An 18,373-nucleotide genomic window follows, 5' to 3' on the forward strand; every position below is an offset into this window, starting at 1 on the left:
CTCTCCAAGGAATGGCTGCCGCGCCACGGGCCCCAGGACCGGGGTGCCCCAGTACCGCTTCCACTGAGCGACACCCACGAGCCTAGGGAGCAACCTCGCCTGTATTCAAAGAACTTGCGAGATATTGCGGCGATTCACCCGAGAGAGTCACCTCCCCTGTGGACCTGTGCCACGGGCAACTGGCCGCTGGACTACGAGTCCGCCGGGCGCGTCCGGCTCCTCGATCTGCTTGGGGCTGTGGCGAGTTGTCCGGTCGGGGGGTAGGCTCCGGCGGCACTTGGTGGGCGGGTGAACGGCCAGGAGCGGAGGCGGGTTTGACGTCCTTCGGGCGCACGTTGCGGCTGCTGCGTCGGCGGGCGGGCATGTCCCAGCCGAGGCTGGCGGCGAAGGTGTTCGTGTCCCAGTCGACCATCAGTCGGTTCGAGTCGGGCGACCGGATGCCGGGTCCGGCGCTGGCCCGGTTGATCGATGGGGCGCTGGGGGCGGGAGGCGCGCTGTCCGGCCTGATTCCGGCTGATCCTGATCGGGCCGGCTTCCAGGCCCGCAGGCCGGGTCTGGTGGACCGGGCGGTGATCGTCGAGGCGGAGTCGGGGCTGGTCCAGTTGCGGAAGCTGGAGGACACCTCCTCCTCCGCGGATGTGACTCCCATGGTGGCGGCGCGGGCCGAGATGGCCGTCCAGGCGGCCAAGGACGCGCCGTACGCCCTGCGGGCTCCGGCGATCGGTGCGGCCGCCATGGGGACCGCGTACCTCGGCTGGTGCCACTTCGCGGCCGGGCGGTATGCGGCGGCGGAGCAGGCGCTGGACCGCGCGGTGGCCTACGCCTACGAGTCCCGGGCACCTGACCGGATCGAACGCACCATGAGCTACCGGGGCGTGCTGGAGCTGGTCTGGGGCAGCCCGGCCGCCGCGGCGAACATGCTCGACGCCGCCCGCCGCGACACCCGCGCCCACCCGGCACTGCGGGCCTACGACGCCGGCCAGCAGGCGCGGGCGCTCGCGCACGCGGGGGAGGTCCGGGAGGCCGACCGGCTCCTGCTGGAGGCCGATCGGCTGGCCGACACGATCGACTTCTCCGACCTGCCGGTGGGTGCCTACTGGTACACGCCGGGGTGGCTCGCCCTGCGCCAGGGTGTGGCGATGCTCGCCCTGGGCCGCACCGCCTCGGCCCGGCGGGAGATCGCGCAGGGCTACGCCGCCATGCCGGTGGAGCATCAGCAGGCCCACTGGGCGCGGCAGTGGATGGACGCGATCAGCGCCGACCGGGGGCCCGCCGATCTGATCCTGCCGCCGAGTCGGCGCGGCAGGCGCAGCGCGCCGTCGTCCCGTCCGGTGCGTTCACGCCGGTGAGGACCCGGACGGGCGACTGGCGAAGGGGGTCAGCTCAGCTCGATGACGGCGGCCCGGCCGTCGTGGTCGCCGGTGGTGATGGAACCCTCGTTGTACTCGTTCTTCATGTCGACCGGGAACCCGCAGCGGCCCGCTCCACTGGCCGTCATGTCCGCGCACAGTTTGTTCCGCGCGTCCTTGAACGACGCGTAGTCGTGCGTGAATGACGGCCGGCCGTCCGGGTCGATGTAGATGCCGGGCTTTTCGGCGCTGAGTGCGGCGGTCCAGACGTAGCCGTCGCCGGTCCGGGTCGGGCCGAAGACCCGGCCGTGGTCGATGAGTGGTGCGAAGAACCAGGCGTCGGCGAAGGCGTGGTCCGAGGCGCTGGGCTGCTGGCCGTGGGGCGTGGGGGTGCCGTGGGCGTCGGGGAGGAGGGCGTGGTAGCCGTTGGTGTGACCGATGCGTGCCGGGAAGCCGGCGGCCTTCATGTCCTTGCCGAGCTTTTCGATCGCCTCGTCCTGGGTGCTCGACGACTTGTCGACGAGGATGACGTTGATCGGCTCGTACAGCGTATTGCCCTTGTACGGGTGGCCGAGCCAGTTGGAGATTCCGCAGTTGTCCGGGTACTGGCAGTCGATTTGCAGCATCCACTTTCCGAGGGGGCCGTACGGCGTCGCCACGGTGTCCGTGTCGCCGGGCGGGCTGGGCGGCCTGGTTTCGCTCGTCGCACTGGCCGACGGCGTCTGTGCGACGGTCAGCACGGTGGCGCAGCAGAAGGCGGCCAGTGCCGAGATCGACGTCCTCCGTGCGGCCCGCAGCCCGGGCGCGCGACCGGCGCCGTGCTGTTCACGTGTTCCCATGGTCGTTTCCCCGATCCTCCCCGCGCGGCCCTGACGCTTGGGCGGGGAATAGTCCGGAACCTTCAGGCGCGATACCTTCTGCGCCTTGGGCTCACGGTAGGCAGGATCCCGGACGGCCATAAGGTCGGCAGGCGGATCGGAATACTATTCCGCGCCGAGTTGACGATCGATCAGAAGTGGATGGAGGCCCCGCCACCCAAGGGAGCGGGTAGCGGGGCCTGGGGCGTCAGCCGGTGATGCTGGGGGTGCCCGTTTCCAGGTGGCCGGTGAAGCGCTGGGACCAGGTGCTGTCGGCGTCGACCGTCACCGTGAAGTCGTACCAGCCGTTGTTGTAGGCCGCGGCGTTGAAGAAGTCGGTGACGTTGCCGCCGGCGGGGACCTGGTACGTCCAGGGGCCGTCCGTGCGGTAGTTGTTCGACGCGATCGTGAAGGTCATGGGCGTCGCACCGGAGTTGGCGAGCTTGAAGTAGACGGCGAGCTTGCCGGTGCCCGGCTCGACCGCGTACGACGCCGTGACGGCCGCGTTCTTGCCGGCCTTGGTGGCGTCGCCCTTGAAGCGGCGCAGGAAGCGGTTGGGGCCGACCACCGTCAGGTCGTAGGGGCCGCCGCCGAAGTTGGTGCCGCAGTTGAAGAAGTCGCTGGTGGTGCCGCCCGGGTCGACGGTGTACTGCCAGGGGCCGCCGCTGCGGTAGGCGTTGGCGTAGGCGGCGAAGTGGGCGGACTTCGCCGCCGCCGTGCCCCCGTTGTCCATCGCGATCCAGACCTTCATGACCCCGCCGGAGCCGAATTCCAGGTGGTCCAGGTTGGCGTTCGGCTGGTACGGCAGGGCGCGGGCCGGCCGGGTGCCGCTCTCCTGGATCGGCAGCTGGTTGTTGACCGGGGCCGGGTTGGGCAGCGGGCCGCACGCCGACAGGCCGATGGTCTGCGAGGTGTCGGGCAGCCCGGGCAGGCCGTAGACCGGGTTGGCGAAGTCGAACGTGCTGGTCAGGTCGCCGCAGACGCGTCGGCGCCAGTCGCTGATGTTCCGGCATTGCGCGGGCGTGCCGAGGGCGGCGGTCCAGGTCTCCAGGAAGCGCAGCACGGAGGTGTGGTCGAAGGTCTCGGAGTTGACCCAGCCGCCGCGGGTCCAGGGCGAGACGGCGATCATCGGGACGCGGAAGCCGAGGCCGATGTTGGTGCCGTTGTAGAACTCGCCCGGGGTGCCGGCGGGGGCGGCCGGCGGCGGGACGTGGTCGAAGAAGCCGTCGTTCTCGTCGTAGTTGATGAACAGGACGGACGAGTTGAAGACGTTCGGGTCGGCGTTCAGCGCGTCGATCACCAGGTGGAGGAAGTGCGCGCCGTCGGCGGGGGTGGCGTACGGGTGTTCGGAGGAGGCCTGGTCGGGGACGATCCAGGAGACCTGCGGGAGGGTGCCGTTCAGCACGTCGGCCTTGATCGCGGCGGCGATGTCGTCCGGGGTCCTGCCGGTGGCCTTGGGCACCGAGCCCATGCCCTTGACGGCCAGCGGGCTGCCGGCCGGGGCGCCGGAGAACTGGGTGAAGTACGCGAGGGCGTTGTCGCCGTAGTTGTCGGCGGCGTTCTGGTAGACCTTCCAGCTGACGCCGGCGCTCTCCAGTGCCTCCGCGTAGGTCTGCCAGCGCAGGCCCTTCTCGTCGCCGCCGTCGTACGCGGGGCCGCCGGCGCTGCCGGCCGGGTCGATCTGGCCGGACCAGTGGTAGGTGCGGTTGGGGCCGGTCGCGCTGAGCACGGAGCAGTGGTAGGCGTCGCAGATGGTCCAGTTCTCGGCGAGCGCGTAGTGGAACGGGATGTCCTGGCGGGTGAGGAAGCCGAGGGTGCGGACGTTGCCCTTGGCGGCGACCCAGGAGTCCATCTTGCCGCTGTTCCAGGCCTTGTGCTGATCGCTCCAGCCGTGGCTGAGGTCCCCATTGCATTGGGCGAGGCGCTCGGGGTCGGCGCCGCCGGCCGGTTTGGTCTGGCTGAACTGCCACGGGTACTGGCGGCCGAGCAGGCCGTTGGGCTGGTTGAAGACGCTGTAGCCGCCGGCTATCTGGATGGCGCTGCGGTCGGCGAAGCCGCGCACCCCGCGCAGGGTGCCGAAGTAGTGGTCGAAGCTGCGGTTCTCCTGCATCAGGATCACCACGTGCTGCACGTCGTTGATGGTGCCGGTCTGCTGGAGCGTGGCGGTGGAGGCCACCGCGGGTGCGCCGGGGGCGGCCCCTGCGGCGCTGGTGCCGGCCACGGCGAGGCCCGCCGCGGCGGCACCGGACAGCGTGACGAACTTCCTACGACTCAGCTCGGCCATCAGCCCGGCCCGTCCCTTCACTGGCGATCTGGCGATGTTGTGTACACAAGTCGGGGCTCATCGATCGCGCAGCATCTTCCACCCCGGCCGGAGGCGCCCACCAGATGCGCGCGGCAGGGTTGGCGGACTGTTCGTCCGGGCGTCACCGAGCGACGCCGGGCTGAACGGGCGGCGGAAACGGCGGGGAGGGACGGAGCGGGCGGCTGGTCAGCGGTCCTTGACCTCGATTCCCAGCGCGTGGGCGAACTGCGGTGCCAGTTCCAGCAGTTGGGTGGAGCTGATGACCGCGCCGCGCAGCCCCTGGTGGCCGTCCGCGAGGCCCAGCCGGGCGGCCCCGCGCAGGTCGGTCTTCTTCAGGGTGGCGCCGCGCAGCCGGACCTCCCCCAGCGTGGAGCCGGGGAAGGACACCTCGGTCAGCTTGGCCTCGCCGAAGTCCACGTCGCGCAGCAGGCAGTCCTCGAACACGACGTCCCGCAGCACGGCCGCCCGCAGGTTGACCGCCTCCAGCTTGCAGCCGCGGAACACCACTCGGCGCAGCGCCGAGCCGTATCCGGCGACCCCGGCCAGCACGCCGCCGACGAAGGCGCTGTCCTGCCACTCGGTGTCGCTCAGGTCGCAGGCCACCCAGCGGCCGGCCTGCACCCAGACCTCGTTGAACCGGGCCTGGCGCAGCTTGACCCCGCTGAGCGCGACCCCGGTGAAGGCGCACTCCAGGAACGCCGCCCCGGCCGCCGACTCGTCGGTGTGCTCGCCGCCGTCGAAGTGCGTGGTGTCGTACCGCTCGTCGCTGCGCAGCCGCCCGGCGTGGGGGCGGAGCAGGTCCGCGTACGGCAGGTCGGCGAGCTGGTCGGGGGCGGAACGCGGCATGGCGGCGGCACCTCACGGTCGGGGGCGAACGGGTCTCGCCCGCATGCTCGCACGCGGCACCGACAACGGTCGGGACGACGACCCGCCGGACGACCACCCGCCGAAGAGCGGCGACCTCCGGACGACGGCGCCCCGGCCCGGCCGCTGCGGGCTGCGGCCGGGCCGGGGCGCCTGGCGGACGATCAGCCGCGCGCCCAGAGGGAGTTGACGCGGCTGCGCTCGGTGCCGTTCGGGTACGGGTTGGTGCAGGAGGTGCCGGGGCCGCCGCCGGACATCAGCTCGCTGCACGGGCCGGAGTAGTGGTCCGGCAGGCCGAGCACGTGCCCGGTCTCGTGCGCGGTCACCCGGACCGAGTTGTACTGCCGGTTCTGCTGGTAGTCGAGGAAGACGTAGCCGCGCCCGTGGCCGTCGGTGCTGGCGTAGGAGCCGCGGCTGTCGTTGCCCTCGTAGTACGAGAAGTCGCCGCCCGAGCCGGACCGCAGCTGGACGTTGCTGACCGAGCTGTTCCAGATCTGCGCGGCGTTGGCGATCTGGGTGCGGAAGCTCGGTGCCGAGCTGGCGTCGTAGGTGACGACGACGGTCGCCAGGTTCGGGCTGGCGGCCTGCTTGGCCTTGGCGGAGGCCATCACGGCCTGGAAGAACGCCTGGTTGTTCGCGGCCTCGGCGGCCGAACCGGCGTACGTCGAGGCGGTGTAGCCCTGGACGGCCGGGCCGGGGGTGGCGGCGGACGCGGCAGTGGTGGGCAGCACGGCGAGACCGGCCGCGAGGGCCAGGCCGAGCGCGGCGGACAGCACGGATCGCTTCATGTGGGGGCTCCGATTCCGGTGGTGCCGTGGCCGGTTGGGGGCCGGCCCTGGGGGACACCTGGTCAGCGGGTGATGTCCCCAGAGCTTCGGGCAGCCCGGCGGGCGGGCGGATGATGTCAACCCGCGATAGCTTCGATCAATACCCCTTGCGGTAAAGCGATTTGAGATGTCTTTAACCGGCCTTGACTCGCGCGTGCCCCTGGCATTCCGCTCCACCGGCGGTTAGGCTCCCGATCGGGGAAGCAACCGAGCGGCGGGCCACCCGATTCCGGCCGGGCGGCCCGCCGCACCCGAAGGTCTTCGGCAACTTCGTTGGTGCCGACGCGAGTTCGCCGACTCCCCTAGTTCACGGAATCGACGCCGTTCGACCAGAGGCTGTCGACCTGGCCGCGCTCGTTGCTGTCGGGGTAGGGGTTGGTGCAGGAGGTGCCGGGGCCGCCGCCGGACATCAGCTCGCTGCACGGGCCGGAGTAGTTGTCGGGCAGGCCGAGCACGTGCCCGGTCTCGTGCGCGGTGACGCGCAGCGAGCTGTACTGCTGGTTCTGCTGGTAGTCGAGGAAGACGTAGCCGTGGCCGTGGCCGTCGGTGCTGGCGTAGGAGCCGCGGCTGTCGTTGCCCTCGTAGTACGAGAAGTCGCCGGTGCCGCTGCTCGCCTGGAGCTGGACGTTGCTGACCGAGCTGTTCCAGATCTGCGCGGCCTGGGATATCTGGCTGGTGAAGGAGGGCGCGCTGGCGGTGTCGTAGGTGACGGTGACGGTCTGCAGCCACGGGTTGGCGGCCTGCTTGGCCTTGGCGGAGGCCATCACGGCGTGGAAGAACGCCTGGTTGTTCGCGGCCTCGGCGGCCGAACCGGCGTACGTCGAGGCGGTGTAGCCCTGGACGGCCGGGCCGGGGGTGGCGGCGGACGCGGCAGTGGTGGGCAGCACGGCGAGACCGGCCGCAAGGGCCAGGCCGAGCGCGGCAGACAGCACGGATCGCTTCATGTGGGGGCTCCGGATTCGCGGTACGCCGAACCGCCGGGGCCGGTGGGGGCCGGACACGGCTTCGGCGACGGTGGGGGCGCCCCGGTGGGGCCGGGGCGGATTCGCTGCCCCTGAGCTTCGACCCGCCCGGGCCCGCGGCGGATGATGTCAACCGGCGATAGCACGGCCGCATACCGGCGGGGCCCGCCACGTGCCCTCCTGCCGCGTTTTGTTCTGTCATGTCCTTGGCGATGTGGCCGGGTGGCGTCTATGCTCCGGGCGTGGAGCTCGACGTGAGACACCTCCGGGTGGTGTGCGCGATCGCCGACACCGGCAGCCTCCGCAAGGCCGCGCTCCAGCTCGGCATGACCCAGCCCTCCCTCACCACCCAGCTGCACCGCATCGAACGGGCCATCGGCGGCACCCTGTTCACCCGCGAGCAGACCGGCAGCCGGCCCACCGCGCTCGGCCACTCGGTGCTGTCCCGGGCCCGGCCGGTGATCACCGAGATGGCCGCGCTGGTGGCCGCCGCCCGCCAGGAGGCCCGCGACGCGGCCGGCCCCGGGCGACAGCGCCGACTGCGGATCGGCAGCGTCGGCAGCCGGGCGGTCGCCGCCTGGCTGCGCCGGGTGCACGAACGGCTGCCGGACACCGACACCACCATCCACGTCGACGTCTCGGCCAGCGCCCTGCTGCGGATGGTCGCCGCCGACCAGCTGGACGTGGCCTTCGTCTACGAGAGCGAGGGCTTCCCGCTACGGGTGCCGCCGGACGCCGAGCACCGGGTGCTGATGGCCCGTGAGCCGCAGTTCGTCGCGCTCGCCGCCGGACACCCGGCCGCCGCCCGCCCGGTCGTCCACCTGACCGACCTCGCCGAGGACACCTGGATGGTCGACCCGACCGCCGACCACGAGTACGCGGCGATGCGCCGGGTGTTCAGCGAGGCCGGGCTCAACCCCCGGGTGGTCCAGGTGCGGGACAACGCCACCGCCGCCGAACTCGTCGCCTCCGGCGAGGCCGTCCGCCCCTGCCAGCCGACCTCCGCCCCCGGGCCCGGCACGGTGGTGCGCCCCGTGCACGGGGACCCGCTGGCCGTCCGGCTGCTGCTCACCTGGCGCCCGCGCGCGCTCAGCCAGCCCGCGCTGGACGCGCTGTACGGCGAACTGCGCGCCGCCTACCTGGACCTGGCCAAGGTCAACCCGGCCTACCTGGCGTGGCTGGCCCGGCACGAGCCGATCCTGCTGGACTGCGCCTGAGCATCACCTGGCCGCCCGGCCGACGAACGACGGCCGGGCTCCCCAGAACCACCGGGCACCCCAGACCCGCCCAGCGCCCCCGTCAGCCCTCCCGGCTGTGCAGCAGCAGGCCCACCGCCACGGTCAGCGCGCAGACCAGGCCCGCCGCCGGCACGCCGGAGCCGCCGAGCGCGGTGCAGGCCAGCACCAGCACCGCCCCGGTCGGGGCCAGCGCCTGCGCCGCGCCGGTCTTGGTGTGCCGGGAGTGCAGCAGCCAGACCGTGAGCAGGTAGAGCGCGGTGGGCACGGTGACCGTCGCGGTGGCGGCCGTCGCGGAGATCTCCGTCTGGTGCACGGCCGACTCCACCGCCACCTCCAGTCCGGTGCCGATCGCGGCGGCCGCGCCGAACACCAGGTAGTGGCCGTACCCCCAGGCGAAGGCCTGCCGGTTGGAGCGCAGGTGCTCGTGGACCGGCCGGGCGAAGTAGATCCACCAGGCCGCGAAGCAGATCAGCAGGCCGCCGATCGCCACCGGCAGCAGCCGGCCCAGCTCCTCGTGCTCGTCCACCGCCGACTGCACCGCGACCGTCGCAGCCGCCACCGTCTCGCCGAGCACGATCAGGGTGAACAGCCCGTACCGCTCGGCGATGTGGTGCGGGTGCCAGGAGGTCTGCATCCGCAGTTCGGCGACCACCGGCACGGCCAGCTCGCACAGCACCCCGAGCGGGATGACCACCGGCCGGACGGCGTCCGGCAGCAGCACCACCACCACCCAGCCCACCTGGCAGAGCGCGATCCCGACCGCGTACCGCACGGCGACCTGGCGCGCCTCGCCCTGCTCTGCGGCCGCCGCGCGCAGCCACTGGGTGACCATCGCCAGGCGCATCACCACGTACCCGGCGATCGCCAGCGTCAGGTCCTGGGTGGCGAACAGCCGTGGCACCCCGGCCGCGAGGACCAGCACCCCGGCGATCTGCACCAGCGTGGTGACCCGGTACGGCACGTCGTCGCAGTCGTACGCGGAGGCGAACCAGGTGAAGTTCATCCAGGCCCACCAGATCGCGAAGAAGGCGATCGCGTAGCCGCGCAGGCCGTCGCCGTAGTGGCCGGCCGCCAGGGAGTGGGCGAGTTCGCGCCCGGCCTGGCCGACGGCGACCACGAAGCAGAGGTCGAAGAAGAGTTCCAGCGGGGTGGCGACCCGGTGCGGCTCGTCCCGGTCGCGCGGGACCATCCGGCGCACCGGGGGCGGGTCGACGGGGCGCGGGTGGGGGGCGGCGGCGGATTCGCTGGCCATCGGTGCTGCTCCGGGTTCGGGAGGGGCTGGCTGTCCCGCGCATCCTGGCAGCGGCCCGGGCCCCGCGCACGCACCGGCGCGACGGGCGCAGCGGTTCGCGATCCCGGGGTCGATTGCGTCGTTCGTCCCCTTTTTTCCTTGCCGTCAGCCGTAGTTGACGCCCCGGTGCGCGAACCGGGTGACAGCACGGAGGGTTTCCGGGCGCGCCCCGCGCGCTGCGCCGCGGCCGGCCGGACGGCCCCGCTAGATTCGTCCCCGGTTGGAAGCGAGCGCGGGCCTTGCGGGGCCCCACGACACGGGCGGCCTGCGGGCAACGCGGAAGGTCAAGGCCGGTGGCAGGAGAACGGGGGCGGCAGAGCCGACCTTCCCGTGTCCGTACCACCGGCCTCGTGATCACCGCGCTGCTCGCCAGCGCCTGCCGCCCGGTCGCTCTCGCCGCGTCCGCGGCGGGGACTACTTCTCCCAGCCGACCTTGGCGTAGTCCTCCCCGGCCAGGCCGAAGGCACCGTAGTTGGCGAGGCCCTTGCGCGTCGCCACCACGGTCGGCCGCTGGTAGAGCTCGACGGTGTGGCCGAGCTCCCAGATCTTCGCGTCGGCCTGGTTGTAGAGCTTCGCGGCCTCCACCGGGTCGACCGTCCCGGCCGCCTTCTTGAGCAGGTCGTCGACCTCCTGGCTGCCGATGCGCGAGGGGTTGTTGAAGGTGTTGTCCCCCACCGGCAGACGGAAGTTGCCCAGGCTCTTGGAGAGCGGGAACGAGTCGGTGTTGCGCCAGCTCGCGATCTCGAACTTGCCCGGGTTCACGTACTTGGTGAAGAAGTCGTTGGCGGGCACCTTGTCCAGGCTCACCTTGACCCCGGCCTGCAGCCACATCGCGGCGGCGGCGGTGGCCAGGTCGATCTGGGCCTGCGGGGTGGACTCGTTGACCGTCCAGTGCAGTTGCAGCGACTGGCCGTCCTTGGTGCGCGGCTGGCCGGCGCCCGCCTCCTTCCAACCGGCGTCGTCCAGCAGCTTCTTGGCGGCGGGGACGTCGAACTTCGCCCACTCGCCCGAGTTGTCCTGGTAGCCGGTCTGGTTGGGCATGAAGATGTGGTTGCCGAGCGGCTTGAACTCCACCGGCACGCCGTTGTTGGCGATCTTGATCAGCGCGGACCGGTCGAGCGCCTTGCCGAGCGCCTGGCGGACCTTCTGGTCCGCCAGCGCGCCGCCGGAGCCGAAGGAGATGTGCACCTCGTCCCACGGGCTGGCGGCCCGGATCGCGGTGTCCTTGGCGTCCTTGAGCTGCCCGTACGCGGCGGCGGTGCCGGCCGTGGCGAGGTCGATCTCGTTGTTGAGGTACGACTGGGTGGTCGCGGACTGGGTCATCACCCGGAAGGTGATCTTGTCCGCCTTGGCCTTGGTGCCCCACCAGGCCGGGTCCGGGACGAGAGTGAGGGTCTGCGCGGTCTTGTCCGCCACGCCGACCTTCAGCGCGCCCGCGGTGATCGGGATCTTCTCCACCCAGCCCTTGTTGAAGTCGTCCGGGGTGGCGATGCCGGCCGCCGGGATCAGCGGGCGGAACAGGTTCTGCCAGTCCGCGTACGGCTCGGAGAAGGTGACCTTGACCTCGCTCGGGTCGGCCCCCTGCTCGACGGCGGAGATCTGCTCGTAGCCGGACGGGTCGGCGATGTTGTACGCCGGGTCCTTGCCGTTGCTGGCCTGCCAGTCGGCCTTGAAGTCCAGGTAGCTGAGCGGCTTTCCGTCCGACCACTTGGCCTTGGGGTTGAGCTTGTAGGTGATCACCTCGGGCGAGGTCGAGGTGACCTTGGCGTCCAGCAGGTAGTCGGTGTCGGGCTGGAAGGTGCCGGAGGCGTCCGTGTTGAAGAGCGACGGCTCCAGGGCGCGCATGATCGAGACCGCGTCGCCGTAGGTGCCGTCCACCTGGAACGGGTTCCACTGGGTGATCCACTGGTACAGCGGGAACCGCACCTCGCCGCCGTCCTTGACCTGGTCCAGCGGCTTGGCGTTGATGTCCTGGGAGTCCTGCCGGGGCGGCTCGCTCTTCGCCACCTTGTCGGCCGAGCCGCCCCCGCCCGAGGTGCACGCGGTGACCGCCAGCGCGACGGCGACGGCGAGGGCCGTCGCCCGGCCGAGGCGGCGGGCCGTGGTGGAAGCGTCCATGGAGTCCCCCTGGTGAGGTCTTCGAAACGGGCGGTAACGGGCAGTTGTGCCGCGCTAGGTGTGGCGGGGCTTGAGCGTGGGCAGCCAAGTCGGCACCGGGCCAGCAGAACGTAACAGCCGATCAGTTCCGTCACCAGGGGGAGGACCGCACACCTGATCCAGAAGTCATCCGCGGCAATACCGCCGCAACACCCCGGCCTCGCACCGGTGCCAGACTCTGACCTGCGCTTTCCCCGTACCGCCCCGTCCCCCTGCCGTCCGAAGGCCTGAACGGGCCCCGACCGAAGGCCAACCACCCGATGCCCACCAGACGCGTCGGCCCCTCCCCCACCCCGGGCGGCCGTTGATGTTCCGTTACCTGGCGAAGCGCCTGAGCTACTACGCGGTGCTGCTGATCGCCGCCGTCTTTCTGGCGTACGCGATCTCCGCGACCGCCCTCCAGCCGCGCACCTACTTCGACGCCAAGGTCCCCCGCCCGGCCGCCGAGTCGGTCGAGCGCCAGCTCACCGCGCTCAACCTGAACGACCGCACCCCGGTCGTCGAACGCTTCGGCCACTGGGCCGACGGGCTGCTCCACGGCGACCTCGGCCGGACCATCCACGACACCCCGGTCACCGACGACTTCGGCCGCCGGGTCTGGGTCTCGCTGCGGCTGCTGCTGCTCGGCAGCCTGCTCGGCATCGTCCTCGGCATCGCCGCCGGGGCCTGGAGCGCCGTCCGCCAGTACCGGATCTCCGACCGGCTGCTCACCGTGCTCTCCTTCGTCCTGCTCTCCACCCCGGTCTTCCTGGTCGCGCTGTTCCTCAAGAACGGCGCGATCGCCGCCAAGGACGCGGCCGGCCACGACGTCATCCCGTTCACCGGCTACGAGACCCCCGGACTGACCGGCGGCCTCGGCGCCCACCTCGCCGACTGGGCGCTGCACCTGCTGCTGCCCACCATCTCGCTCGCACTCGGCGGCCTCGCCACCTACAGCCGCTACCAGCGCGGCACCATGCTCGACGTGCTCGGCTCCGACTACCTGCGCACCGCCGAGGCCAAGGGGCTCACCCGCCGCCGGGCGCTGGTCAAGCACGGGCTGCGGACCGCGGTGATCCCGATGTCGACCATGTTCGCCTACAGCTTCCTGGGCATCTTCACCGGCGCGATCTTCACCGAGACGATCTTCGGCTGGCACGGCATGGGCGAGTGGCTGATCCAGTCGATCAACGAACAGGACGTCAACTCGGTCGTCGCCGTCAACCTGTTCACCGCCGTCGTCGTCCTCGCCTCCGGCTTCCTCGCCGACACCCTGCACGCCGCCCTCGACCCGCGCGTGCGGTCCTGACCGGAGGTGAACTGACATGACCACCGTCGCCGTGGAACCGGCCGCCCCGGCCGCCGCCCCCCGCACCACCGGCCGGGCCCGGCTCGTCCTCGCCCGGCTGCTCGCCGCCCGCGGGGCCGTCGCCGGAGCCGTGATCGTCCTGCTGCTGTTCGCGCTCGCCTTCGGCGGGCCGTACCTGACGCCCTGGGACTACGCCGCCCCCGACTTCGGCGCGCTGCACCAACCGCCGTCCGCCGAGCACTGGTTCGGCACCAACGGGATCGGCCAGGACGTCTTCGCGCAGACCGTCCGCGGCCTGCAGAAGTCGCTGGTCATCGGCCTGCTGGTGGCGCTGTTCTCCACCGTACTGGCCTCCCTGGTCGGCGCCTGCGCCGGCTACTTCGGCGGCTGGGCCGACCGCGCGCTGATGTTCGCGGTGGACCTGCTGCTGGTCTTCCCCAGCTTCCTGATCATCACCATCGTCTCGCCCCGGCTGAAGAGCGCCGGCTGGATCGCCTTCGTGCTGCTGCTCGCCCTGTTCAACTGGATGATCACCGCCCGGGTGGTCCGCTCGATGACCATCTCGCTGCGCGACCGCGAATTCGTCCGCGCCGCACGGTTCATGGGGGTGCGGCCGCTGCGGATCATCACCCGCCACATCCTGCCGAACGTCGCCTCCTTCCTCATCATCGACGCCACCATCGCGGTCGGCGGCGCCGTGATGAGCGAGACCGCGCTCTCCTACTTCGGCTTCGGCGTCAAACCGCCGGACGTCTCGCTCGGCACCCTGCTCGCCGCCGGGACCAGCGAAGCCCCGGTGTTCCCCTGGCTGTTCTACTTCGCCGCCGGCCTGCTGGTGCTGTTCGTCCTCGCCGTCAACCTGATCGGCGACGGGCTGCGCGACGCCCTCGACCCCACCGCCGGGGGCGCGCCCCGCCGCCGCTCCGCCCGGAGGAAGAAGCCGTGACCACCACCGTCGACACCCCCCTGCTCGCCGTCAGCGACCTGCGGGTGGACTTCGCCGGGCCGCACGGCCCCGTCCCCGCCGTCCGCGGGGTGGACCTCACCCTGCGGCGCGGCGAGACCCTCGGCATCGTCGGCGAGTCCGGCTCCGGCAAGTCCGTCACCGCGCTGTCCGTGCTCGGACTGCTGCCGAAGACGGCCGGCGTCCAGGGCTCGGTGCAGCTGGACGGGCGGGAACTGGTCGGGCTGCCCGGCAAGGAGCTCGCCGCGATCCGCGGTCGCCGGATCGCCATGGTCTTCCAGGACCCGCTGTCCGCCTTCACCCCGGTCTACCGGATCGGCGACCAGATCGCCGAGGCCGTCCGCATCCACCAGCGGGTCGACCGGGCCGCCGCCCGCCGCCGGGCCGCCGAACTCCTCGACCTGGTGGGCATCCCGGCCCCCGAACGGGCCCTGGACAGCTTCCCGCACGAGTTCTCCGGCGGCATGCGCCAGCGCGCGATGATCGCCATGGCGATCGCCAACGACCCCGACATCCTGCTCGCCGACGAGCCGACCACCGCGCTGGACGTCACCATCCAGGCCCAGGTGCTGGACGTGCTGCGCACCGCGCAGCGGGAGACCGGCGCGGCCCTCGTCCTGGTCAGCCACGACCTCGGGGTGATCGCCGGGATGGCCGACCGGGTCGCGGTGATGTACGCGGGGCGGGTGGTCGAGACCGCCGGGGTGGACGAGCTGTTCGCGGCCCCGCGCCACCCGTACACACTCGGCCTGATCGGCGCGGTGCCCCGGCTGGACGGGCTCGGCGGCCCGCTCGTCCCGATCCCCGGCGCACCCGCCCCGATGGCCGACCTGCCGCCGGGCTGCCCGTTCGCCGCCCGCTGCCCGCTCGCGGAGGAGCGCTGCTCGGCGGCGGAGCCGGAACTGGCCGGGGGCGACGGTCACCTGGCGGCCTGCGTCCGGTCGGCGGAGCTGGCCGAGCGGCGGCCCGCGCCGGCCGACGTCTACCCGGTGCCGGCGCTTCCGGCCCCGTCGGCCGCTCCGGAGGACCGGGGAGACCCGAGGGACCGGGGCTCGCGGGCGCCGGTGCTGGCGGTGAGCGGCCTGGGCAAAACGTTTCCGCTCCTCAAGGGCACGGTGTTCAAGCGCCGGGTCGGCGAGGTCTACGCGGTGGACGGCGTCGACCTGGACCTCCGGGAGGGCGAAACCCTCGGCCTGGTCGGGGAGTCCGGCTCCGGCAAGTCCACCACGCTGTTCGAACTGCTGAACCTCACCGCCCCCGAGACCGGCCGGATCGAACTACTCGGCCACGACACCGCCAAGCTCTCCCGCGCCGAGGCCCACCGGCTGCGCGCCCGACTGCAGATCGTCTTCCAGGACCCGATGGCCAGCCTCGACCCGCGGATGCCGATCGGCGACATCATCGCCGAACCGCTGCGCGCCCAGCACGCCGCACGCGAGGAGATCGCCCGCCGGGTGCCCGAACTGCTGCACCAGGTCGGTCTCGACCCGGACCACGCCACCCGCTACCCGCACCAGTTCTCCGGCGGGCAGCGCCAGCGCGTCTCCATCGCCCGGGCCCTGGCCGTCCGGCCGAAACTGCTGGTCCTGGACGAACCGGTCTCCGCCCTGGACGTCTCCATCCAGGCCGGGGTGCTCAACCTGCTGCAAGCGCTCAAGGCCGAACTCGGCCTCTCCTACCTGTTCGTCTCGCACGACCTCTCGGTGATCCGGCACCTCGCCGACCGGGTCAGCGTCATGTACCTCGGGCGGACGGTCGAACAGGGCGAGGTCTCCGCCGTCTTCGACCGCCCCCGGCACCCGTACACCCGCGCCCTGCTCTCCGCTGTCCCGCTGCCCGACCCCGCCGCCGAGCGCGCCCGCGACCGCATCCTGCTCGCCGGCGACCCGCCCTCCCCCACCGAGCGGCGCACCGGCTGCCCCTTCCGCACCCGCTGCCCGGTGTACGCCCGCCTCGCCGACCCGGCCGCCCGCACGCGGTGCGAACAGGAACGGCCGGCGCTCCTCGGCGACACCCCGGCACAGGACCACCAGGCGGCCTGCCACTACCCGGAGTCGTAGCCGGCCGTAGCTGGCCGCCCGCGATCACTACGGGTGACCACTCGAAAGCGATTCGGCGGATCGACCGGGCGCCGTGTAAAGTTCTCCGAGTCAGCAGGCGCCGCTAGCTCAGTTGGTTAGAGCAGCTGACTCTTAATCAGCGGGTCCGGGGTTCGAGTCCCTGGCGGCGCACATGGCAAGGTCTCAGGCCGCTCACTTCGGTGGGCGGCCTGAGGCGTTTCAGTGGGCCTTTCAGTAGGCCTTTCGGTGGGCGCCGCAGCGGGTGCCCGGCCTCAGCCGGTGTCCAGGACCGCGGAGGCCACCGCGTCCGGGCGGTCGAACATCACCAGGTGCCCGGCCGGGGCGGTGGTGCGGTAGTCGGCCCCGAGCAGCGCCGCGAGCTCCCGCTGGCCGGCCAGCCACTCCTCGGTGCGGCGGCTGCGGCAGCCGTCGTCGGCGGCGAGCACGGTGACCGGCAGGCCCTCGGGCAGCGGCCGGGTGCGCCGCAGCCCGTCCACCTCGGCGGCCAGGTCGAGGTAGCGCGCGTTCTCCCGCAGCAGGGCGCGCAGGGCCCGGCCGGTGCGGTAGCAGTGCCGCACCAGCGGCGCCGGGGCGAGGTCCTCGCGGCAGACCGTGGACAGCCGGGCCGTCAGTCGGCGGGCGGCCGGGCCGAGCAGGTACGGCACGGCGACGGCGGTGGCGGCGCCCGCGAGCGCCCGGGCCGCCAGGTCGCGCGCGCCGGGGGCCGGGTACGGCCGGGCCGCCGGCTCGACGCTGCTGTCCACCAGGACCAGCCCGGCGGCCCGGTCGGGGTGCAACCGGGCGAAGGCCTCGACGTGGAAGCCGGCCATCGAGTGGCCGACGACGGTGCAGGGCCCGCGCAGCCCGAGGCCGTCCAGCACCGCGCGGATCCGCTCGGCCTCGCCGGCGGCCGTCGGGGCGGGCCGCCCGGTGGCGGGCTCGGGGGCGCTCAGCCCGTAGCCGGGCCGGTCGAAGCGGACCACGGTGCGGTAGGGCGTGAGAAAGGGGACGACCAGGTCCCAGTCGAACCAGCTGCTGCCGAGGCCCCCGGTGAGCAGGCAGACCGGGCCGCTGCCCTCGGTGCGGACGTGCAGCGGGACGCCGTCGACGCGCAGGAAGCGCGCCCGGGCGCGGGGGTCGTCGGGTGCGGTCATGCCGGCTCCCGGCCCGGGGGCCGTTCGGCCGACCGGGGCCCCCGGTGCGCCGGCGGAGAAGCGTCGGACCAGGTGGATTCGTCGCCCGGCACCCCCGCGGGGAGGGCCAGGCTCACTGCCAGGACGGCCAGCCAGAGCGCCACCAGCAGCACCTGGAGCCGCTGGCCGGCCCCGAGCGCCCAGGTGCCGCGCCCGGCCTCGAAGGCGGCGATCGCGGCCAGGCTCCAGCCGGTGGCCAGCAGTTCGGCGCCGAGCAGCCAGGGCCCGATCCGGCGCACCGGCGGCCACCAGCCGTAGCGGCGGGCGGCCACGGTGAGCGCGGCCAGCCCGGTGAGCGCACCGAGCATGGCGAGGCTGCTGGTGACGGCGTGCGCGGTGTGGGTCGCGGGGACGAGCCCGGCGGTCTCGCGGGCGGCGCACATCTCGTCGCTGGTGGGGGCGCAGCTGAGCGGCAGCCGAGAGTCGGCGGCGGTCGCCGCGCCGAACAGGGCGAGGGCGGACCAGCCGACCACCGCCCACCCGCGCCGGGCACCGCGCGGCCCGGCCTGCCCGCCGGCGAGGGCGGTGACGGCCGCGGCGAGCACACAGAGCCCGGCGACCAGGTCGGTGGCCCGGAACAGGCCGCCCAGCGGCTGGTCCTCGGCCGCGAGTTCGCTGATGTACGCCTGCACCGGGTCGAGTCCGGTGCTCAGCACGACCTCCAGCACCCACGCGGTGTACGCCGTGGCGCTGAGCATCAGCAGCGCGGCGACCGCCTTCCGCGCGTTCGGGTGTCCGGGCTTGGGGCTGGGCACCGTTCCACCCTAACCGGCGGCGAACTGCACCCCAACCGGGCGGAAACGGACAGCTCGGCGGCGGGCCGGCTCCCGCGCGGATGCGGGCGGTTCCGGGCGGTTCGAGGCACCCGCCGGGACCGTGTATTGTTTTCCAGGTCAGCAGGCGCCGCTAGCTCAGTTGGTTAGAGCAGCTGACTCTTAATCAGCGGGTCCGGGGTTCGAGTCCCTGGCGGCGCACAGACATTTGGGGAGCCTCTCGCAGCAGCGAGGGGCTCCTCAAT

Annotated in this window: 14 protein-coding genes and 2 tRNA genes; 7 read left to right on the forward strand and 9 right to left on the reverse strand. The window is 72.6% G+C overall.

The features are described 5' to 3' along the window. Positions 1-314 precede the first annotated feature (314 nt). Positions 315-1,349, forward strand: coding sequence for a helix-turn-helix transcriptional regulator (locus AB0R04_RS11505; protein ID WP_363370145.1), 1,035 nt, complete (start codon positions 315-317; stop codon positions 1,347-1,349). Positions 1,350-1,378: 29 nt separating this feature from the next. On the opposite strand, the gene AB0R04_RS11510 is transcribed toward AB0R04_RS11505, so the two are convergent. The 5 genes from AB0R04_RS11510 to snpA (AB0R04_RS11530) all read right to left on the reverse strand — a co-directional run bounded on the left by AB0R04_RS11510 (position 1,379) and on the right by snpA (AB0R04_RS11530) (position 7,146). Then, positions 1,379-2,188, reverse strand: a complete 810-nt coding sequence (locus AB0R04_RS11510; protein WP_363370147.1) for a hypothetical protein — start codon at positions 2,186-2,188, stop codon at positions 1,379-1,381. Between the two features lie 226 nt (positions 2,189-2,414). Next, positions 2,415-4,490, reverse strand: a complete 2,076-nt coding sequence (locus AB0R04_RS11515; protein ID WP_363370149.1) for a phosphocholine-specific phospholipase C — start codon at positions 4,488-4,490, stop codon at positions 2,415-2,417. Between the two features lie 207 nt (positions 4,491-4,697). Then, positions 4,698-5,357 (reverse strand): pentapeptide repeat-containing protein, encoded by a 660-nt coding sequence (locus AB0R04_RS11520; RefSeq protein ID WP_363370151.1) that lies wholly within the window; start codon positions 5,355-5,357, stop codon positions 4,698-4,700. Positions 5,358-5,539: 182 nt separating this feature from the next. Then, a complete protein-coding gene (snpA, locus tag AB0R04_RS11525) occupies positions 5,540-6,163 on the reverse strand; it encodes a snapalysin (RefSeq protein WP_363370153.1) in 624 nt (207 codons plus the stop codon). A gap of 341 nt (positions 6,164-6,504) precedes the next feature. Then, positions 6,505-7,146 carry a snapalysin gene (gene snpA / locus AB0R04_RS11530; protein ID WP_363370154.1) on the reverse strand — a complete coding sequence of 214 codons (642 nt, stop codon included), beginning with the start codon at positions 7,144-7,146 and terminating at the stop codon, positions 6,505-6,507. 260 nt (positions 7,147-7,406) lie between these two features. Here snpA (AB0R04_RS11530) and AB0R04_RS11535 point away from each other — a divergent pair, with 260 nt between their 5' ends. After that, the gene (locus tag AB0R04_RS11535) at positions 7,407-8,381 is read left to right on the forward strand and encodes a LysR family transcriptional regulator (protein WP_244293453.1); all 975 of its coding nucleotides are present in this window, start codon (positions 7,407-7,409) and stop codon (positions 8,379-8,381) included. A gap of 82 nt (positions 8,382-8,463) precedes the next feature. Here the strand turns inward: AB0R04_RS11535 and AB0R04_RS11540 are convergent, their stop codons facing one another. Both AB0R04_RS11540 and AB0R04_RS11545 read right to left on the reverse strand, forming a co-directional pair. Continuing rightward, entirely contained in the window at positions 8,464-9,654 is a 1,191-nt protein-coding gene (locus tag AB0R04_RS11540) for a low temperature requirement protein A (protein WP_363370157.1), read from the reverse strand. 453 nt (positions 9,655-10,107) lie between these two features. Then, the gene (locus AB0R04_RS11545) at positions 10,108-11,811 is read right to left on the reverse strand and encodes an ABC transporter family substrate-binding protein (protein ID WP_363370159.1); all 1,704 of its coding nucleotides are present in this window, start codon (positions 11,809-11,811) and stop codon (positions 10,108-10,110) included. Between the two features lie 346 nt (positions 11,812-12,157). Here AB0R04_RS11545 and AB0R04_RS11550 point away from each other — a divergent pair, with 346 nt between their 5' ends. The 4 genes from AB0R04_RS11550 to AB0R04_RS11565 all read left to right on the forward strand — a co-directional run bounded on the left by AB0R04_RS11550 (position 12,158) and on the right by AB0R04_RS11565 (position 16,333). After that, complete coding sequence (locus AB0R04_RS11550) at positions 12,158-13,138, forward strand: ABC transporter permease (RefSeq protein WP_063349271.1); 981 nt, start codon at positions 12,158-12,160, stop codon at positions 13,136-13,138. A 16-nt stretch (positions 13,139-13,154) separates the two neighbouring features. Then, positions 13,155-14,084: an ABC transporter permease gene (locus AB0R04_RS11555; RefSeq protein WP_363370161.1), complete on the forward strand. Its 930-nt coding sequence runs from the start codon at positions 13,155-13,157 to the stop codon at positions 14,082-14,084. Then, positions 14,081-16,162, forward strand: coding sequence for an ABC transporter ATP-binding protein (locus AB0R04_RS11560; RefSeq protein ID WP_363370163.1), 2,082 nt, complete (start codon positions 14,081-14,083; stop codon positions 16,160-16,162). Before AB0R04_RS11555 ends, AB0R04_RS11560 begins: the two co-directional genes overlap by 4 nt. Positions 16,163-16,259: 97 nt before the next feature. Then, positions 16,260-16,333: transfer RNA gene (locus AB0R04_RS11565), tRNA-Lys, on the forward strand. Positions 16,334-16,434: 101 nt separating this feature from the next. On the opposite strand, the gene AB0R04_RS11570 is transcribed toward AB0R04_RS11565, so the two are convergent. Further along, positions 16,435-17,316, reverse strand: a complete 882-nt coding sequence (locus AB0R04_RS11570) for an alpha/beta hydrolase (RefSeq protein WP_363370165.1) — start codon at positions 17,314-17,316, stop codon at positions 16,435-16,437. Then, the gene (locus AB0R04_RS11575) at positions 17,313-18,053 is read right to left on the reverse strand and encodes a DUF998 domain-containing protein (protein WP_363370372.1); all 741 of its coding nucleotides are present in this window, start codon (positions 18,051-18,053) and stop codon (positions 17,313-17,315) included. Before AB0R04_RS11575 ends, AB0R04_RS11570 begins: the two co-directional genes overlap by 4 nt. 202 nt (positions 18,054-18,255) lie before the next feature. Between AB0R04_RS11575 and AB0R04_RS11580 the strand changes: the two genes are divergently transcribed. Continuing rightward, positions 18,256-18,329 (forward strand) — tRNA-Lys (locus AB0R04_RS11580). The last annotated feature ends 44 nt before the right edge of the window (positions 18,330-18,373 follow it).

The sequence above is a fragment of the Kitasatospora sp. NPDC056731 genome (assembly GCF_040687675.1).
In the GTDB taxonomy this organism is placed as follows: domain Bacteria; phylum Actinomycetota; class Actinomycetes; order Streptomycetales; family Streptomycetaceae; genus Kitasatospora.

Bases quoted from the DNA above. Each gene is read 5' to 3' on its own strand.
- AB0R04_RS11520 (WP_363370151.1), bottom strand. From the start codon at position 5,357: ATGCCGCGTTCCGCCCCCGACCAGCTCGCCGACCTGCCGTACGCGGAC.
- AB0R04_RS11575 (WP_363370372.1), bottom strand. From the start codon at position 18,053: ATGCTCAGCGCCACGGCGTACACCGCGTGGGTGCTGGAGGTCGTGCTG.
- snpA (WP_363370153.1), bottom strand. From the start codon at position 6,163: ATGAAGCGATCCGTGCTGTCCGCCGCGCTCGGCCTGGCCCTCGCGGCC.
- AB0R04_RS11550 (WP_063349271.1), top strand. From the start codon at position 12,158: ATGTTCCGTTACCTGGCGAAGCGCCTGAGCTACTACGCGGTGCTGCTG.
- AB0R04_RS11570 (WP_363370165.1), bottom strand. From the start codon at position 17,316: ATGACCGCACCCGACGACCCCCGCGCCCGGGCGCGCTTCCTGCGCGTC.
- AB0R04_RS11555 (WP_363370161.1), top strand. From the start codon at position 13,155: ATGACCACCGTCGCCGTGGAACCGGCCGCCCCGGCCGCCGCCCCCCGC.
- AB0R04_RS11515 (WP_363370149.1), bottom strand. From the start codon at position 4,490: ATGGCCGAGCTGAGTCGTAGGAAGTTCGTCACGCTGTCCGGTGCCGCC.
- AB0R04_RS11545 (WP_363370159.1), bottom strand. From the start codon at position 11,811: ATGGACGCTTCCACCACGGCCCGCCGCCTCGGCCGGGCGACGGCCCTC.
- AB0R04_RS11510 (WP_363370147.1), bottom strand. From the start codon at position 2,188: ATGGGAACACGTGAACAGCACGGCGCCGGTCGCGCGCCCGGGCTGCGG.
- AB0R04_RS11540 (WP_363370157.1), bottom strand. From the start codon at position 9,654: ATGGCCAGCGAATCCGCCGCCGCCCCCCACCCGCGCCCCGTCGACCCG.
- snpA (WP_363370154.1), bottom strand. From the start codon at position 7,146: ATGAAGCGATCCGTGCTGTCTGCCGCGCTCGGCCTGGCCCTTGCGGCC.